10 protein-coding genes are annotated in these 15947 nt (G+C 71.4%); 2 read left to right on the top strand and 8 right to left on the bottom strand.

The genetic code is table 11. The features are described 5' to 3' along the window. Positions 1-48: 48 nt before the first annotated feature. A complete protein-coding gene (locus ACWD2L_RS19600) occupies positions 49-1479 on the bottom strand; it encodes a hypothetical protein (RefSeq protein ID WP_351339303.1) in 1431 nt (476 codons plus the stop codon). Further along, positions 1472-4342, bottom strand: coding sequence for a peroxidase family protein (locus ACWD2L_RS19595; protein WP_351339300.1), 2871 nt, complete (start codon positions 4340-4342; stop codon positions 1472-1474). Before ACWD2L_RS19595 ends, ACWD2L_RS19600 begins: the two co-directional genes overlap by 8 nt. Before the next feature lie 300 nt (positions 4343-4642). Here ACWD2L_RS19595 and ACWD2L_RS19590 point away from each other — a divergent pair, with 300 nt between their 5' ends. Then, positions 4643-5899 (top strand): lipase family protein, encoded by a 1257-nt coding sequence (locus ACWD2L_RS19590; RefSeq protein WP_351339297.1) that lies wholly within the window; start codon positions 4643-4645, stop codon positions 5897-5899. Between the two features lie 30 nt (positions 5900-5929). On the opposite strand, the gene ACWD2L_RS19585 is transcribed toward ACWD2L_RS19590, so the two are convergent. The 6 genes from ACWD2L_RS19585 to ACWD2L_RS19560 form a co-directional block, all read right to left on the bottom strand. Then, positions 5930-8734, bottom strand: a complete 2805-nt coding sequence (locus ACWD2L_RS19585; RefSeq protein WP_351339294.1) for an NHLP bacteriocin export ABC transporter permease/ATPase subunit — start codon at positions 8732-8734, stop codon at positions 5930-5932. A 1-nt stretch (position 8735) separates the two neighbouring features. Then, positions 8736-10853: an NHLP family bacteriocin export ABC transporter peptidase/permease/ATPase subunit gene (locus ACWD2L_RS19580; protein ID WP_451190357.1), complete on the bottom strand. Its 2118-nt coding sequence runs from the start codon at positions 10851-10853 to the stop codon at positions 8736-8738. 110 nt (positions 10854-10963) lie between these two features. After that, on the bottom strand, positions 10964-11761 hold the full coding sequence (locus tag ACWD2L_RS19575; RefSeq protein WP_351339292.1) for a DUF2118 domain-containing protein: 798 nt from the start codon (positions 11759-11761) through the stop codon (positions 10964-10966). Positions 11762-11923: 162 nt separating this feature from the next. Next, positions 11924-12145, bottom strand: a complete 222-nt coding sequence (locus ACWD2L_RS19570; RefSeq protein WP_351339290.1) for a type A2 lantipeptide — start codon at positions 12143-12145, stop codon at positions 11924-11926. Positions 12146-12464: 319 nt separating this feature from the next. Further along, complete coding sequence (locus tag ACWD2L_RS19565) at positions 12465-13157, bottom strand: YoaK family protein (RefSeq protein ID WP_351339288.1); 693 nt, start codon at positions 13155-13157, stop codon at positions 12465-12467. A gap of 37 nt (positions 13158-13194) precedes the next feature. After that, positions 13195-14742, bottom strand: a complete 1548-nt coding sequence (locus ACWD2L_RS19560) for a carboxylesterase/lipase family protein (protein WP_351339286.1) — start codon at positions 14740-14742, stop codon at positions 13195-13197. Positions 14743-14899: 157 nt separating this feature from the next. Here ACWD2L_RS19560 and ACWD2L_RS19555 point away from each other — a divergent pair, with 157 nt between their 5' ends. Next, complete coding sequence (locus tag ACWD2L_RS19555) at positions 14900-15916, top strand: LacI family DNA-binding transcriptional regulator (protein ID WP_351342084.1); 1017 nt, start codon at positions 14900-14902, stop codon at positions 15914-15916. The last annotated feature ends 31 nt before the right edge of the window (positions 15917-15947 follow it).

Below are 15947 nucleotides of genomic sequence, written 5' to 3'. Positions count from 1 at the left end.
TGCGGTGGTTTCCGCGTGAGCGTACAGAGGTGGACCGTCCGGACCGGCTCAACTCATCGGCTCCCCGTCCCAGAGCGTGTCGTGCGTCCGGTGCGCGTCGGTGAGTCCGTTTGTGAAGAAGCGCTCGTAGTACTCGCCCTCCACATGGTGCGCCTGCAGCCAGACCCCCGGCACATGGATGGCGTCCGTGTGCGCGGGGAATCGGCGGTGCGTGGCCAGGATGTACGTACAGATGTCGCGGGCGCACTCGATGACGCGCTCGTCGTACTCGCTGGCCTCGGCGAGATACCGCTGGCCGTAGTCCTCCTTGTAGACACGGGCGAAGACGTCCTTGTCGCCGTACGTGCCGCCGGTGCCGAACTTGGCGTCGACGATCGCGTCGACGGCGTCCGACATGGAGGCGTGCGCGGGCGGGCAGGCGGCGGCGATCAGCGGTTCGCCGGTCGCCGGATCGGCCAAGCGCACCGGGTGCGAGCGCAGGTTGGCGTACTTGGGCAGCGGGACGTGCCAGCGCCACAGGTCGGCGAGGCGCCAGCGCGGCGTGACGAAGGTGAAGCCGAGCATCCTCCCGTACGTCTTCGTGAACTTGGGGTCGCCCAGCGCGATCGCCGGATTGATCGACGCGTGGATCCAGGCGCCGAGGCCCATCGCCTCCGCCGTCAGCATCACCGTCTGGAGCAGCAGATCCGCCTCGATCTGGGTGCGCATCGGGCCCAGCGCGCCCAGCGGCAGCTTCAGGTCCTTGTTGAGGAACCCGTTGTCGAGCCACTTCTTGACGCCCGCCGGACGGTAGAGGTTCCGGTCGTCGACGAGCGTCGGGCGCGCCCCGTCCGGCTGGGTGAGCAGGTACATCAGGGCGTTGATGTACTGGTGCGAGAGGTCGACGACCGGGAACAGGACGGTCGTTCCCGGCTGGTTGGACAGGAAGCGGTTCGAGTCCAGATAGGCCGGGAAGTCGCGCAGGCCCTCGGCGACGTCCAGGCGGTGGTCGAGGACCTTCACCTTCGCCTGCCGGGCCCGCTCCACCAACGTCGGCGCGTCGAAGGGCTCTTGAGGTGCGGGCGGCAGCTTGCGCAGGAAGTACGTACCGCTGTCGTTGATCAGGAAGAAGTACGTGCCCTGCGCGTTGTCGGGGCTGCCGGCGGTGCGGCCCGTCATGGTCAGGTTCGGCTTGGACATGATGGGCTTGCCGTCGCGCGGGTCCTCGAAGGGGCGGTCCGGCATCGTCAGGCCCGTCGAGCCGGTGACGGCGATGAGCAGTGCCTCCTCCAGCTCGCTCAGCGGCTGCGGCTCGTGTTTCGAGCTGTAACTCATGGATCCGGCCGGAACCGAGGCGCCGCGGGAGACCCGGTGGGTGCGGCGGCGCCAGATGGTCTTCAGAAGCGGGCGCGCGAGCAGGTCGTCGAGGCCCTGGTGACCCGAGGAAAGGCCCTGGTTGCCCGAAGAGGGGCTCTGGTGACCCGAGTTGGTGTCAGCCATGCTCGCCACCGTTCTCCGCAGGCGCCACCGGACGCCACGGCGCGAACGCGCTCGCGTCGCGCGGCAGCAGGCTCGCGAGGTCCGGGCAGTGCCGCAGGATCACGGACTTCATGCCGCCCTTCTCCACCCAGTCCATGCCGAGCGGCGTGTAGACCTCCGGGCGGTAGTCGACGGTGAGGAAGCGGTCGCTCTGCAGCCGCCGCGTCGCCATCAGGATGAAGATGCGGAACGCGGTGTCGGAGAAGCCGAAGCCGGTGGGCGGGTTCTCCGCGAACAGGCCGACGACCGTGTCGATCTCGTCGACGTCCCGGTACACCTCCTTGAGGCGCGCGAGGGTCTCCGGCTCCTGCGTGAGGTCCTCGAAGCGGCGGATGCGCTCCTTGTGCAGGCCCGCGCGGAAGTCGTTGTAGCGGGGCACACCGCGCCTGCGGGTACGCACCAGGTCGACGACCGACAGGTCGATGATCTCGCCCTCGCGCTGGAACTGTGTAAGGGACGTCGGGTAGTTGTGCAGCGTGATCGCGCCGGGGTGCGCGATGCCGAACGAGTAGAGGGTGTCCGCCAGACCCGTCTTGCGTATCTGGCTCTCGGCGGCGGCGCCCTGGATGTCGTTGAAGCCGAGCGTTTCGAGGCGCTGCCCGAAGCGGTGCTCGCGCAGCTCGTAGTCGTCGGGGATCAACGGGTGCATCCGGTAGACCGTGACGAAGTCCTCGGTCAGCGAGTACGGGGCGCCGTGGTGGTCCGGCATCGTCTTCGGGATGCCGGTCAGGGAGTGCGATTCGAGGAGCCACAGGCCCAGCTGGTTCAGCCAATTCCTGGGTGGGCCCTCCCAGTTGGTGCGCAGGCCGATGTCGATGGCCTTCGTCGCGAGGATCGCCGGCGTCCACTCCACCGTGTGAATCTTCGCGATGAGCGCGGAGACGACGAGCCGCGCCGTGTGGTAGATCCGCTCCTCGCTCATCGACGGGTACTCGGCGCGCAGCGCGTCGCACACCGCGTTGTGCTCGCGGGCGAACAGGGTGTGCATGGAGCTGAGCCCCATCCACCAGTTGTCCTTGAACCCGGTGATCGGGATGCCGGTCCGGTCGATCGGGATGTGCCCGCCGTCCAGCAACAGTCGCGCCCCGCCCTCGGGTTCGCGCAGCTGCTTCGCGGTCTGCTCGTCGCCGCCGTACACCTCGGAGCCGTCCCACCAGTGCGATGCGGTGTTCCCGAAGAGGATCGGCGGCTCGTCGCCGGGCAGCACGATTCCCTCGTTCTCGGCGAACCGCATCACGCTCTCCTGGGGCCCGCCAGGCGTGTTGACCCACGTCCCGCCGCCCGGCGGCAGCGGCACCTCGACCGCCTTGTCGCCCGGCTTGTAGCGGCGGTGGTTGACCCAGTCGTGCACCTGGAACTGGATCCAGGCCGCCGCCAGGATGTTCAGCGACGTCGCCGGGACGAAGCTGTCGCGCGCCAGCAGACTGCGGCTGACCGTCACCGGGTTCGGGGTGTCGAAGAGGTCGGGCCGGAGCACCGGCTTGAGGTTGCGGCCGAACGCGGCGCCCACCGCGCCCATCTGAGGCTCCGACAGGTCGTTGTACGTGCCGTCGTAGGAGCGCTCGGTGCGCAGCCGCTCGTCGACCGGAACGGGTACCGGCTCGGCCTTCGGCGGGGCCTCCTGCACATCGGTGTCGATCAGGTTCAGCTTGCGCAGCACCTTCCGCAGGAACACCAGGTTGAGCAGGCTCAGGTCGACCGGCAGCCGGTGCCACGGCACGTACCGGTTCAGGGCACGGAAGGCGAGGCCTACGGGAGCGCCGAGGATCCGGTTCCTGAGCGGCTCGTGCGGGGTGAAGCGAGTGCCGTGGCGCTGCGCGCTGCTCGCCTTGTATGCCGCCTTGCGGGCCCGGTTGAGGTTGCCCAGCGGGCGGAAGTCGTCCGTGGTGTACCACGGGTTGAAGGAGAGCTCCTCGATCCGCCGGGCCGCCGAACGGGCCTCGGCCGTCGTGATGTCCTGGCTCGGTATGGTCAGGCGGGCCACGGGGATCGGCGGGGTGATCGCCTCCTTCCACTCCACGGAGCAGTCCTCGACGGGGGTGCGCCGCTCGTCGACGTAGCGCTGCACGCACAGGTCGAAGGCGACGTCGCCGCGGGCGAGCCGACGCGCGAGCTCCCGGTGCAGGAAGTTCGGATCGCGGCGGTCGGGGCGGGGTTCGGGGCCGCCGCCCACGGCGGGCCGCAGCAGGAAGCGGACCGGGCCCGCCTCGCTCCACAGCATCGCGCCGCGGCTCCAATAGGTCTCGCGGGCAAGGCTGTTGACGGTGTGCCGGGTTGCGGCCTGGACGTTGCGGCGCATCCGGTTCGCGGTGCCGAGGCCGACCGCGACCGGCAGCTTCACGAGGAGGCCGAACGCCTTCTGCAGCGGATTGCGGGCCCCGGCCAGCGCCTTGGCGAACGCCACGAACTCGCGGGCGTCGCGGGCGTGCGACACCGGGAAACCGGTCGCGAGCAGATCGTGGCTCTGCTCGGCCGACACTTTTACGCGCACGGCGATGCCGTGCAGGTCTGGCGCCCCGTCGGGGCCGCGCATGCCGCTCGCGTTGGAGAGCCGCACGGTCGCCGGATACTCGGCGCCGGGCTGGGCGAGGCCGCCGCGCAGCGCGGCCGGAAGGTCGTCGTTGAACCGCAGGCGGGCGTTCTCCACGCCGAGCGCGGCCTTGGCGTGGAAGGCGCGCTCGAAGCCCTGGGCGCCACTGGCCCGCCGGTTCGCGACCTGAACCTTCATGATCTCGCGCGCGAGGCGTTCGAACACGAGGCGTTCGGCCTCGGGACTGCCGCCCTCGTACCGCTCGTACTGTGGCTGACGTTCGTTCTCGGCCATCATTGCCGTCCCTGTCGAAGGTGCGTGGGGAAGGTACGTTCAGGGGGAGGGGCAGCGACGCTATCGGCGCCCTCGGACCTGCCACAGCGACCGATCCCGCCATGTACGCGCGCGCGAACTCCCGTACGGCCAGGGGGATTTGCGCCTGTCAGCGACCGGTCGGTACCAGGTGGGTCAGCACCGCGCGCCGCCCGCCCCACACCCGCCTCACCCGCAGGTCCCGCACATGGCCGTTTCACGACGCCTTGACGCGGTCGTGCGCCGATGGTGTGCTGCACAGCCCCCGCTACGGGAGGTGTCATGCGGCACGCGATCGTGCAAGGACCCGCCTTCGCGGACCTGCGCCCCCTCAAGGAGGCCACGTTCGTCGAGCCGGGCAGAACCACCTTTCCCGTCCACCCGGAACTGCCCCGCCTGCTCAGCGACGACAAGGAGCACCCCGATCCGGCGGGCGTGCTTCCGCACACCATGGCGACCCTTGCGGCGTACGCGTACGCCGGTTACGAGCAGGGTGGCGACGCGGAGACCGTCGCGATGATGGCGACGCGGCTCGGCCTGGAACGCAACCGCGTCCGCGTCTTCGAGCAGCGCGTCGACGCGCTCTACATCGCCTCCGCCGCCTACCTGATCCAGGACGAGGACCGCCGGATCGCGATCCTCTGCTACCGGGGCACCCAACCCGAGGACATCATCAGCATCCTCACGGACGCCGACGTCCGCCCGGAGACCCTCGCCGTCGACCTCGACGGCCGCGAATACGCGGTGCACGCCGGCTTCTACCGCAACATGCGCGCCACCCGCTACCTCATCCTCCAGTCCCTGGAGCGCGCTGTGCGCGGCGAGTCCATCGACCCCGACGAGCCGGGCACCCGCGGCCCCGGCCTCGAAGCGCTCTACATCACCGGGCACAGCCTCGGCGCGGCCATGGCGGCCCTGATGGCGGTCACCCTCGTCCACGAGCCCCGCTACGCGCACATCGCCCGCCTGCTGCGCGCCGTATACACCTTCGGGCAGCCCATGATCGGCGGCCCGGACCTGGCGCGCGCCTGCGCGGACACCGTCGACAGCAACGGCACCCACCTCCTGCGTGACCGGCTCCTGCGCTACATCTACGACCGCGATGTGGTGCCCGCGCTGCCGCCGCGCCCCGTCGGCCCCTACGCCCCGTTCGGCCGCGAGTTCCACTTCCGCAGGCCGCGCAGCGCGGTCGACGCGGCGTTCACGGCCGCGGCCGACGCGGCGGCCGAGGCGGCATCCTTCCCAGGCGACCTCCTCACCGGCACGAACCCGCTGCGACGGCTGCGCCGCATGACGGCGATCCCCGGCCGCGCCCGCGAGGAGGGCTGGGTCGAGCGGCTCGAACCCGCCCTGCCCTACGCCCAGATGGACAGCCTCGCGGGCCTCGCGGTCGTGGCCCCCCTCGCCTTCTTCGCGGCCCGCCTCGCCCTGACGCGGACGCTCCCGTTCAAGTACTCCTTCGACGATCACGGCCCGGCGCACTACGTCAACGCGCTTGCACCGCCTGGTGTGTTGAGCGAGTACGGGGACGTGCGCTGACCTTACGAAGGGCCGAAGCGCTCCGAGGTGTTACGCCATCTGTCGCCGCACCAACTCGTGCAGCCGCCCACCCGTGTCCCTCAACAGCTCCTCCGGGGAGCCCTGTTGCACGACCCGGCCCGCCGACATCACGATCACCCGGTCCGCGTCCATGACCGTCGACAGACGGTGTGCGATGACGACCCGCGACGCCCGGAGGGCCTTCGTGCTGTCGATGACGATGCGCTGCGTCTCGTTGTCGAGCGCGCTCGTCGCCTCGTCGAAGAAGAGAATGCGCGGGCGGCGGATCAGCGCCTGCGCGATCATCAGGCGCTGGCGCTGGCCGCCGGAGACCGCGCCGCCGCCCGAGATCATCGTGTGCAGGCCCATCGGCATCCGTTTGATGTCCTCGGCGAGGCCCGCCATCTCGGCCGCCGCCATCGCCTCCTCCTGCGTGAAGGCCTCGGCGCCGCAGATGCAGTCGAGGATCGACCCGCTCAGTGGCTGGGCGTTCTGCAGGACGACGCCGCACTGGCGCCGCACCGCCGCCTGGTCGAGCGCCGAGAGGTCCTGGCCGTCGTACAGGACGCTGCCGGAGGCCGGGGCGTCGAAGCCGATCAGCAGGCGCAGCAGCGTGGACTTGCCGCAGCCGCTCTCGCCGACCACCGCCACGAACTCGCCCGGCCGGATGGACACGTTCACGTCGTCGAGGACCAGCGGGCCGTCGTCGGTGTAGCGGAAGGAGACGCCCCGCGCGTCGAGCGCGCCGGTCAGCTCGCCCGGCTGCGTCGCCGCCTCGCGGACCTCGGGCTTCTCGTCGAGCACCGGCTTGATCTGCTCGAACATCGGCAGGACCGCGGCCGCCGAGATCAGCGCGCCGGTCAGCTGCGTCACCGACGTCAGGAGCATCGTCACCGACGTGTTGAACGTGAGGAAGGACGCCGCCGACATGGAGCCGCGGGCCGGCCCCGCGAGCAGCATGAACATCACGAGGGAGCACAGCGGGAGGTAGACCGAGTTGAGGACCGTCGTCGCGTTCTTGATGCGGCCGGCCCTGCGTTGCAGCTCGCGGGTGCGCGCGAACTCCTTCGCCCACGCCGCGTACGCGAAGCTCTCCGCGCCCGCGACCCGCAGCTTCGGCAGCCCGCGCAGCGTCTGGAACGCCTGGTTGTTGAGCTTGTTGCCGAGCTTCACCAGGCGGCGCTGCCAGCGCAGTTCGAGCAGCCCGAGGGTGAGGAAGACGGCCGCGACGAGGACCAGCATGCCGAGGGCCGCCATCGCCAGCGGGACGCTGTAAAGGAGGAGCATGACGAAGTTCATCGCGCCGACCGTCGTCGACTGGACGACGATCGGGCCCACGCCGGACAGCAAGCGCCTGATCGAGCTGATGCCCATCGCCGCGCTCGCCAGCTCACCCGTCGAGCGGGAGGCGAAGAAGCGGGTCGGCAGCCTCAACAGCCGGTCCCAGACGGCCGGTTGGAGGACGCTCTCCACTCTTCCCTCGATGCGCAGCACCGTGAGGTTCTGGAGCAGCATGAACGCCGCCGTCACGACACTGGTGACCACGACCGCGAGCGAGACCTGCGCGATCAGGCTGGTCTGCGCGTTCGGGACGTACGTGCCGAGGACCTGGCCGGTCGCGACGGGGACGAGCGCGCCGAGGACCACCGTGACCAGGCCCGCGAGCAGCAGCCTGCGGATGTCCTTCGTCATCGACTGCATGCTGAAGCGCACCAGCCTGAGTGGGGTCAGATCGCCGTCGGGGAGCGGGCGGTAGAGCATGATCGCCCGCTCTTCGAAGTCCTCCGCGTTGTCCTCGTCGACGCGGATACGCCGGTCGCCCGCCGGGTTCACGGTCTCGTAGCCGCCGCGCCGCCACAGCAGTGCGACCGGGGCGCCGGACGAGGCCCGGTAGCCGACCAGCGGGCCCGCGTCGCGGCGCCACCAGTCCCCGGCGAGGCGTACGGGACGGGTGCGAAGACGGGAGGCCGTGGCGAGTTGTTCGACCGGGTCGAGGCGGTCGCTGACCGCGCCCACGTGGTCGGGGTCGACGAGCCGGATCCCGGCCGCGTCCGCGACGACCTTGCAGGCCGCGTACGTGGCGTCGGCGCCCGCGTCGTGGGAGCCCCGGCGGCCGCGCTTGGTGCCCATGGACGCGAGCAGCGTGCGGTCGGCCTGCTCGCGGACGGCCTCGCCCGCGCGGATGCCCGCCGCCGCGCGGTCCTCGTGCGCGCTCTCCAGGCGCTCGATCCAGCGGTCGAGCGTGGAGAGCAGCCGCCACTGCTGGTTGACCATGCTCTGCCACAGGCCGGTGTCGACCAGCAGATCGGACGCCGCGTCCGCCGCGTAGGCGGACCCGTACTGCACGCTGCCGGGAGCGAGTTGGGGCCACAGCACGTCGTCGTCGCCGACGAGGGAGTCCTCGACCGTACGGCTCTCCAACGGCGCCTCGAAGAGGACCTGCTGCCCGCGGCCCACACCGAGCGCGAAGGCCTCCTCCAGCAGACTCCACCCGTACGAACCGTCGTAGGCGGGCGGCGCGTACGGCAGTTCGCGCAGCGGTATGCGGCGCACCTGGCAGCCGGACAGCGGCCGCCCCACGAGCGTGTGCTGCGTGCCCTCGACCGGGCCGAGCAGCAGCGTGCCCGGCTCCAGGCGGCCCAGGAAGTGCCAGTGCCCCTGGCTGTGCGCGTCGACCGCGAACAGGTCGAGCGCGCCGCCCGCCACGAGCCACAGCACGTGCGGGCCCTCGAGCGGCAGGTTGCGCAGATCGGTGCAGTCGACGGGGGCGCCGAGGCCGCCGAAGGCCGCCACCACTTGGTCGGAGGACGTGAACTCCGTTTGCGCGTCGGTCATCTCAGTGCTCCTTGACCAGCTCGGCGTACGGCCCGCCGGCCCGCACCAGATGCTCGTGGCGGCCCCGCTCGACGACCTGCCCGTGGTCGAGGACCACGATCTCGTCGCTGTCGCGGACCGTGCTGAGGCGGTGCGCGATGACGACGCAGGCGCAGCCGCGCCGCCGGATGTTGTCCATGACGGTCTGCTCGGTCTCCGCGTCGAGCGCGCTGGTCACCTCGTCGAGCACGAGGATCGAGGGCCGCCGCACAAGGGCTCGCGCGATTTCGAGCCGTTGCCGCTGACCGCCGGAGAAGTTCCGGCCGTCCTGCTCGACCCGGCCGCGCACACCCCCGGGGCGGCGCGCCACCACGTCGTACAGGCACGCGTCGCGCAGCGCCTCCTCCACGGCCTCGTCGGAGATCGACGGGTCCCACAGCGCGACGTTGTCGCGGACCGTGCCCTCGAAGAGGAACACGTCCTGGTCGACGAAGGAGACGGAGGCCGCGAGCGCGCCGCGCGGGATGTCGTCCAGGCGCCGGTCGTCGATCCGGATGACGCCCTCCCACGGCGCGTACAGGCCGGAGATCAGGCGCGAGACCGTCGACTTGCCGCTGCCCGAACCGCCCACCAGAGCGACTTGCTGTCCGGGCCCCACCGTCAGGGAGAAGCCGGACAGGAGGGGCTTGTCGAGCGGGCTGTAGCCGAACGTGATGCCATCCAGCTCGATGTGGCCGCGCAGTCGGCGCGTGCTCTGCACCTGCTCGGGGCGCGCGTACAGCTGGTCGACGGGGAAGTTCTCCACGTCCTTCAGGCGCGCCACGTCGGCCGCGAAGTCCTGGATGCGGCCCGCGACACTGTTCAGCCGGGTCAGCGGCGTGGTGAAGCGGGTCATGAGTGTCTGAAAGGCGACAAGGAGACCCACCGACAAATGGCCCTCGACCGCCCGCATGCCGCCGATCCAAAGGATCAGCGCGCTGTTGAGGGTCGCGAGGGCCGGCGCGACGATGCCGAGCCACGCGCTCGGCACCCCGAGCTTCTGCTGCTCCTCGAGCGTGGTCGCGTGCTGGCCCGCCCACCGCCGGAAGTAGCCGTTCTCGCCGCCGGTCGCCTTCATCGTCTCGATGAGCTGAAGGCCCGTGTACGAGGTGTTGGTGAGCCGCGCCGTGTCCGCGCGCAGCTTCTGCGTGCCCGTCGCCCGCAGTCGTACGACCACCCGCATCGCCACCACGTTCAGCAGCGCGATCCCGACGCCGACCGCCGTGAGCTGCGGATCGTAGGAGTACAGCAGCGCCGCGTACAGCAGCACCACGATCCCGTCGACGCCCGCCGCCGTCAGGTCGCGGGCCAGGGTCTCGGCGACCGCGTCGTTCGACTGGAGGCGCTGCACCAGGTCGGCCGGACTGCGCTGCGAGAAGAACGTGACGGGCAGGCGCAGCAGATGCCCGAAGAAGCGGGCGCTGCTCAGCGTCGAGGAGATGATGCGGCCGTGCAGCAGGTTCGTCTGCTGCAACCACGTGAGTACGGCGGTCAGCGCCACCATCGCGCCCATCGACGCGAACAGCGCGCCGAGCAGCGACGTCTGGTCGCCGATGAGGAACAGGTCGATGTACGTCTTGCTGAGCGCGGGCACCGCCGCGCCCACGCCGACCAGCAGCAGGCTCGCGAGCAGCGCGAGGAGCATCGTGCCGGTGGTGCCGCGCAGCCGTGCGGGCAGCGCCGTCATGATGCCCGGCTTGCGCCCGCCCGTACGGAAGCCGTCGCCCGGCTCCAGGACGAGGACGACACCCGTGAAGCTCGTGTCGAAGTCCTCCATCGGCACGAAGCGGCGGCCCTTGTCGGGGTCGTTGATGTGCACGCCGCGGCGGCCGAAGCGGCGGCCCATGCCGTCGTAGACGACGTAGTGGTTGAACTCCCAGAACAGGATCGCCGGGCCCTGCACCTCGGCGAGCGCGGCCGGTTCCATCTGCATGCCCTTGGCGGTCATGCCGTAACTGCGGGCCGCCTTGAGGAGGTTCGAGGCGCGCGAGCCGTCCCGCGAGACGCCGCACGCGATGCGCAGCTCCTCCAGCGGGACGTGCCGGCCGTGGTACGCGAGGATCATCGCGAGCGCCGCGGCGCCGCACTCGACGGCCTCCATCTGGAGCACGGTGGGCGTGCGCACTTTCTTGCCGGGCTTCTTCGGCGGAGGAGCGGGGCGCGAGCGGCGGCGGTCCGGGCGGTGGCCCGCGGGCGGCAGGGAGGTCGTGGTCACGGCTTCAGCCAATCCATCGGGCGCTGATCGGCGAGGTGTACGGAGCCGGACGCGAGAGTCATGGAAGCGAGCGGATAGGGCGGGCCGCCCTCGGACGACCAGGCGTACCCGGACTTCGTGTCCGCCTTCTTGAGTTCCACCAGGACCGGGACCCGGGCCCCGCCCTTCGTGAACCCGCCGGCCAGCGAGCTGTCCCCGATGAAGTCGGTGACCTGCCGCTTCGTCTGGGCGGCGCGGCCGACCGCCTTCACGGTCCCGCGCAGCACGCCGTACTGCTGCGCCTGCGGCACGTTCAGGTCGACGTCGGCGCCCGCGTCCACGGTGCCGGCGCCGGTGGCGGGCACGTACAGCATCGCGAGCAGCGGATCGCGCGTCGAACCGGTCTTCTCCACCGTCGCCACGTCGGAGCCGGTCGTGACGACCGAGCCGATCCGCGCGACGAGCGCCGTGACCCGGCCGGCGTCGATGGCCCGCACGGCCCGGTTGCCCTGCGCGGTCCGCACCTTGAGGATCGGCGCGCCCGCGCGCACCCGCTGGCCCTCCTTCACGTACAGGCCGGTGACCTGCCCGGTGACGGGGGTCTGCAGGACGTAGCTGCCCTGCGCGTACGTGAGGATGCCGTCCGCCTTGAGCGTCGATGACACCGAGCCGGTGACGGCCCAGACGCAGGCGGCGACCATCACGACGACGGTGACGGCGAGTACGAGCAGTCCCTGCGGCCGCGCGAGGCGCACCGGCAGATCGAGCTCCTCCGGCGACTGCAGTTTGGACAGGGCCTGTTGGCGGAACTGCACGGGGTCTTTCCCTTACCTAGCTTCCTTGCCGGGCCGAACCGAAAGGGCCCAGAGGGGCCGGTGCCCGGACGCCCCGAAAGCCCCGGGACCGGTGGGTCCCGAGGCTTGGGGTGCGCCACCCGTCAGGAGGTGGCGCGGGGATCCCGAGGGATCGAATCCGACTCAGAGGCCGGAGGTCAGGCCGCCGGCCAGACCGGTGACGGCGCCGGCGTTGACGCCGGTGAGGCCCTCGACCGTGTTGGTCACGGAGGAGACGGTGCCGGCGACCGGGGCGATGCCCTCGACCGTGCCGGTGACCTGGCCGACGAGGCCGCCGACGAGACCGCCGGAGACGTTGTCGAGGTCGGCGTCCGAGATCTCAACGGTCTCAATGTGGTTGCTCATGGTGAGCCGCCCTTCTCATGGGGGGATGTCCTGGTATTTCAAATACGCGGGGCGCGCTGGAAATCGGTGGCTGCGAATCCCTGCGGCCATCATGCGATGCGGAGGATCAAAGCATGTTGACGCGTCGCACAGCTAATCCGATCGGGTCCATTCCGGGGGGATCGGCGAGGCCAATTACCTTCGTGTGCCGGGGTGTTCACAGCCGACTGGCATGTCCTTCACATTCTTCACGGAGAGGATTGTGAACGCCCGGTGTCGCAGAACAGCAAAGGGGGACAGGCGGGCACTAATGGCGTGCGGTGGTTGTATGGGCCAATATTTATTTGCGAAGCTCCGTGACTGCCCTGCGCATTCGGTGTGCAGGTTTCTGGCACGCGACCGCGGCGGCGGTCAGGACGGCCGGCGGCGCGAACCCCCACGGCGGGAAAGCCTCCCGCACCGCTACGGCGCAGGCCGCGCCGCCGACCACGGCCAACAACCGGCCGGTCACCCACAGTTGCTCCCGGCCGCGCCCCGACCCGTCCGCCACCCCGGTCACGAGCGTCGTCAGCGTCCCCGTGAAATAGGTCGTGGGCGCGGCCCCGCCCCCCGCCGCAACCATCGCGGCCGACTGCCCGCCCATCGCGAGCGCGGCCACGACGAGCAGCGCGGTCCGCCACACCCCGACCGGGTCCCCGTCGAGCACACCGCCCACCACCGCGACGAAGCCGAGCAACACGCACTGCGCGGCGAGGCAGGCGACGACGCGGCCCGGCCACCCTGTCGCCCGCGCCTCGCGAACGCCCCGGCACGCGAGGGCGGTCGCCGCGGCCCCCACCGCGTACCCGCCGAGCGCGTACAGCGGCGCGGCCACGTCGTGCCCCGAACCCGGGCCCGCCGAGATGCCGAGCAGCACGAGGTTCCCGGTCATCACGCCCGCGAACACGGTGCCGAGGGCCGTGAACGCGAGCGCGTCCACGGACCCGGAGGCACCGGCGAGCAGAACCAGGGACATTTGGGCGCGTTTGTTCATGCCTGAGACGGTAGGCGCGGAAACCGTTTCGAAACGCTCAGCCGTCGGCGCGTCGCGCGGTCGCGCTCGCGCCGGGCTCCAGGTCCAGCGGCACGAAGTCGAAGCCCTCCCACAGCAGCCGGGAGGCCTCCTCCGGGTACGGGGCCGTGCGCGAGGGTGCGTCGAAGACGCGGGTCGCCCGCTCGCCGGCGGTGAACGGCGCCCACCCCGGGGCCCCGTCCTTCGCGAACGCGGTCCACGCGGCGCCCATCTCTCGCGACAACTCCACGGCCCTGTCCGGGAGTTGACCGCCGAGGAAGAGGCCGGCGAAGGCGGAGTCGAGCGTGCCGAAGACGAGCGGCACGTCCAGCGCGTGACAGGCGCCCATCGCGCCGCCCGCGCCGGGAGCCTCCCAGCACAGCTCGTACGCGTACGCGGTCCCGCCGCCCGCCGCGTGGGCCTCGGCCAGGCGCAGCGACGGCATCCGGAACAGCCAGTCGGACATGACGAGTTCGTGCAGCCGGACCGGGTCCGCGGACGGGTACGCCGCCCGGTAGCCTGCCTCGGCGCCGGGTCCCGGACCGAACCGCAGCAGCGCCTCGACCGCCTCCTCCCCGGTCGTCTTCCCGTACCGGCCCGCCATGATGGTGAACAGCCGGAACTCGTCCCGGTTGTGCCCGACGAGCAGCTCGACGTCGCGCGCGGCGCCGCCCGCGAGCGCCTCCCACGGCGTGGTGGGCAGCACCTCGCCGTCGACCACCGGCGAGAACGGGGTGGAGGTGTGGGCGACGCGGCCCCAGCGGTCCGCGTACTCGGGCAGCACGCGGATCAGGTCGTCCGTGGCGTCGCGCAACGCCTTCGGCGCGCACGCGGCGAGTTCGGCGGCCCCCGCGCCCGGCACCCCGAGCCGCTCCGCGATCCGCGCGCCGATGTCACGCGCGAGGTCGAGCGTGAAGAACGTGCCCGGCACGCTCTGCGCCACCGCACGCCGGAACAGGCCCGCCGCCGAAGGCATTGCGAGCAGCGACGCCACCGAGCCCGCGCCCGCCGACTCCCCGAAGACGGTGACCTGGGCCGGGTCGCCGCCGAACGCCGCGATGTTCTCCCGCACCCAGCGCAGCGCCGCCACCTGGTCGAGCAGGCCCCGGTTGGCGGGCGCCCCGTCGAAGACGCCGAAACCCTCGGCGCCGACACGGTAGTTGAGGGTCACGACGACCGCGCCGCGGCCGGCGAGCGCGGAGCCGTCGTAGTGCGGCCCGTCGGTGGAGCCGGTGACGTACGCCCCTCCGTACACATAGACCAGCACGGGCAGGCCCGCGGCGCCGAGCTCGGGCGACCACACGTTGACGGTCAGCCAGTCCTCGCCCTCGGGGACCGGGCCGCCCGCGAGTCCACCCGCGAGGGACTGCGGGGGCGGCGGGCCGAAGTCGAACGCGTCCCGCACACCGTCCCACGGCAGCGCCGGTTCCGGGGCCGCCAAGTGTATTGGCCCGACCGGTGGTTGGGCGTAGGGGATGCCGCGGAAGACGCTCAGCGCTCCCTGCGCGAGCCCGCGGACCGGGCCCGATGAGGTGCGTATCGGCGCGGTGGGGGTGGCGTCGGTCATGCGTGTCCTCCCTAGTGGCTCACCTGGTGCCCGACAGGTCGTCGAAGCGCTTCGACGACCCTTCTGGACAGGCACCCTGCGCAAATCATAGGGTCGGCATGCCGAACGACGGGCGGCTCCCGCCCACCCCCCTCGGACCCGGCTTCAGGAGAACGACATGGTCACCCTCGCAGAGGTCGCCAGGCATGCCGGAGTCTCGGCGAGCACCGTGAGCTACGTCCTCAGCGGCAAGCGGTCCATCTCGGCGGCCACCCGCGAGCGCGTCGAGACGAGCGTGCGCAAGCTCGGCTACCACCCCAACGCGGGGGCCCGCGCCCTCGCCAGCAGCAAGTCCAACATCATCGCGCTGATGGTGCCGCTGCGCACCGACATGTACGTACCCGTGATCATGGAGATCGCGACGGCGGTCGCCACCGCCGCCCGCACCCACGGCTTCGACATCCTGCTGCTCACCGGCGAGGAGGGCGCCCAGGCCGTGCGCCGCATCGAGGGCAGCGCGCTGGCGGACGCCGTGATCGTCATGGACATCGAGCTGGACGACGAGCGGCTGCCGCTCCTGCGCACCGCGAGCCGTCCCGCCGTCCTCATCGGCCTGCCCGCCGACACCACAGGACTCAACTGCGTGGACCTGGACTTCGCCGCCGCGGGCGCGGTGTGCGCCGAACACCTGGCGGGCCTCGGGCACCGCGAGATCGCTGTCATCGGCGAGGCCGCCGCCGTCTACGAGCGCCGCACCGGCTTCGCCGAGCGCACCCTGACGGGCCTGCGCGGGCGCAGCGCCGAACTCGGCCTGCGGCTCCTGCACCGCCCCTGCGAGGGCAGTTACGCCTCGGTGTCGGCAACGTTGTCGCGGATCTTCGACGAGCGCCCCGGCACCAGCGCGTTCGTCGTCCAGAACGAGGCCGCCACCGACCCGCTGCTCGCCCTGCTGCGGCAGTCCGGGCGCGCGGTCCCCGAGGACGTGTCGGTCGTCGCCGTCTGCCCCGAGCAGGTCGCGCGGCATGCGTCGGTGCCGCTCACCTCGGTCGCCGTGCCCGCGCAGGAGATGGGGCGGCGCGCGGTGGAGCAGGTCGTCGCGCAGATCGAGGGCCGCGGCTCGGCGGAGGAAGTCGTGCTGCTGGCGCCCGAGTTGACGGTCAGGGAAAGCGCGGCACAGGCGCCGCCCGCCGGTTAGGATCGGCACATCCGGTCCTGAAGCGTCAGGA

The organism is Streptomyces sp. NPDC002754 (assembly GCF_053592315.1).
This window is presented reverse-complemented; position numbering and strand designations above follow the sequence as displayed.

What these genes read in the sequence shown, in the direction of transcription:
- ACWD2L_RS19600 (WP_351339303.1), bottom strand. Translation starts at nt 1,479, where the DNA reads ATGGCTGACACCAACTCGGGTCACCAGAGCCCCTCTTCGGGCAACCAG.
- ACWD2L_RS19595 (WP_351339300.1), bottom strand. Translation starts at nt 4,342, where the DNA reads ATGGCCGAGAACGAACGTCAGCCACAGTACGAGCGGTACGAGGGCGGC.
- ACWD2L_RS19590 (WP_351339297.1), top strand. Translation starts at nt 4,643, where the DNA reads ATGCGGCACGCGATCGTGCAAGGACCCGCCTTCGCGGACCTGCGCCCC.
- ACWD2L_RS19585 (WP_351339294.1), bottom strand. Translation starts at nt 8,734, where the DNA reads ATGACCGACGCGCAAACGGAGTTCACGTCCTCCGACCAAGTGGTGGCG.
- ACWD2L_RS19580 (WP_451190357.1), bottom strand. Translation starts at nt 10,853, where the DNA reads ATGGAGGCCGTCGAGTGCGGCGCCGCGGCGCTCGCGATGATCCTCGCG.
- ACWD2L_RS19570 (WP_351339290.1), bottom strand. Translation starts at nt 12,145, where the DNA reads ATGAGCAACCACATTGAGACCGTTGAGATCTCGGACGCCGACCTCGAC.
- ACWD2L_RS19565 (WP_351339288.1), bottom strand. Translation starts at nt 13,157, where the DNA reads ATGAACAAACGCGCCCAAATGTCCCTGGTTCTGCTCGCCGGTGCCTCC.
- ACWD2L_RS19560 (WP_351339286.1), bottom strand. Translation starts at nt 14,742, where the DNA reads ATGACCGACGCCACCCCCACCGCGCCGATACGCACCTCATCGGGCCCG.
- ACWD2L_RS19555 (WP_351342084.1), top strand. Translation starts at nt 14,900, where the DNA reads ATGGTCACCCTCGCAGAGGTCGCCAGGCATGCCGGAGTCTCGGCGAGC.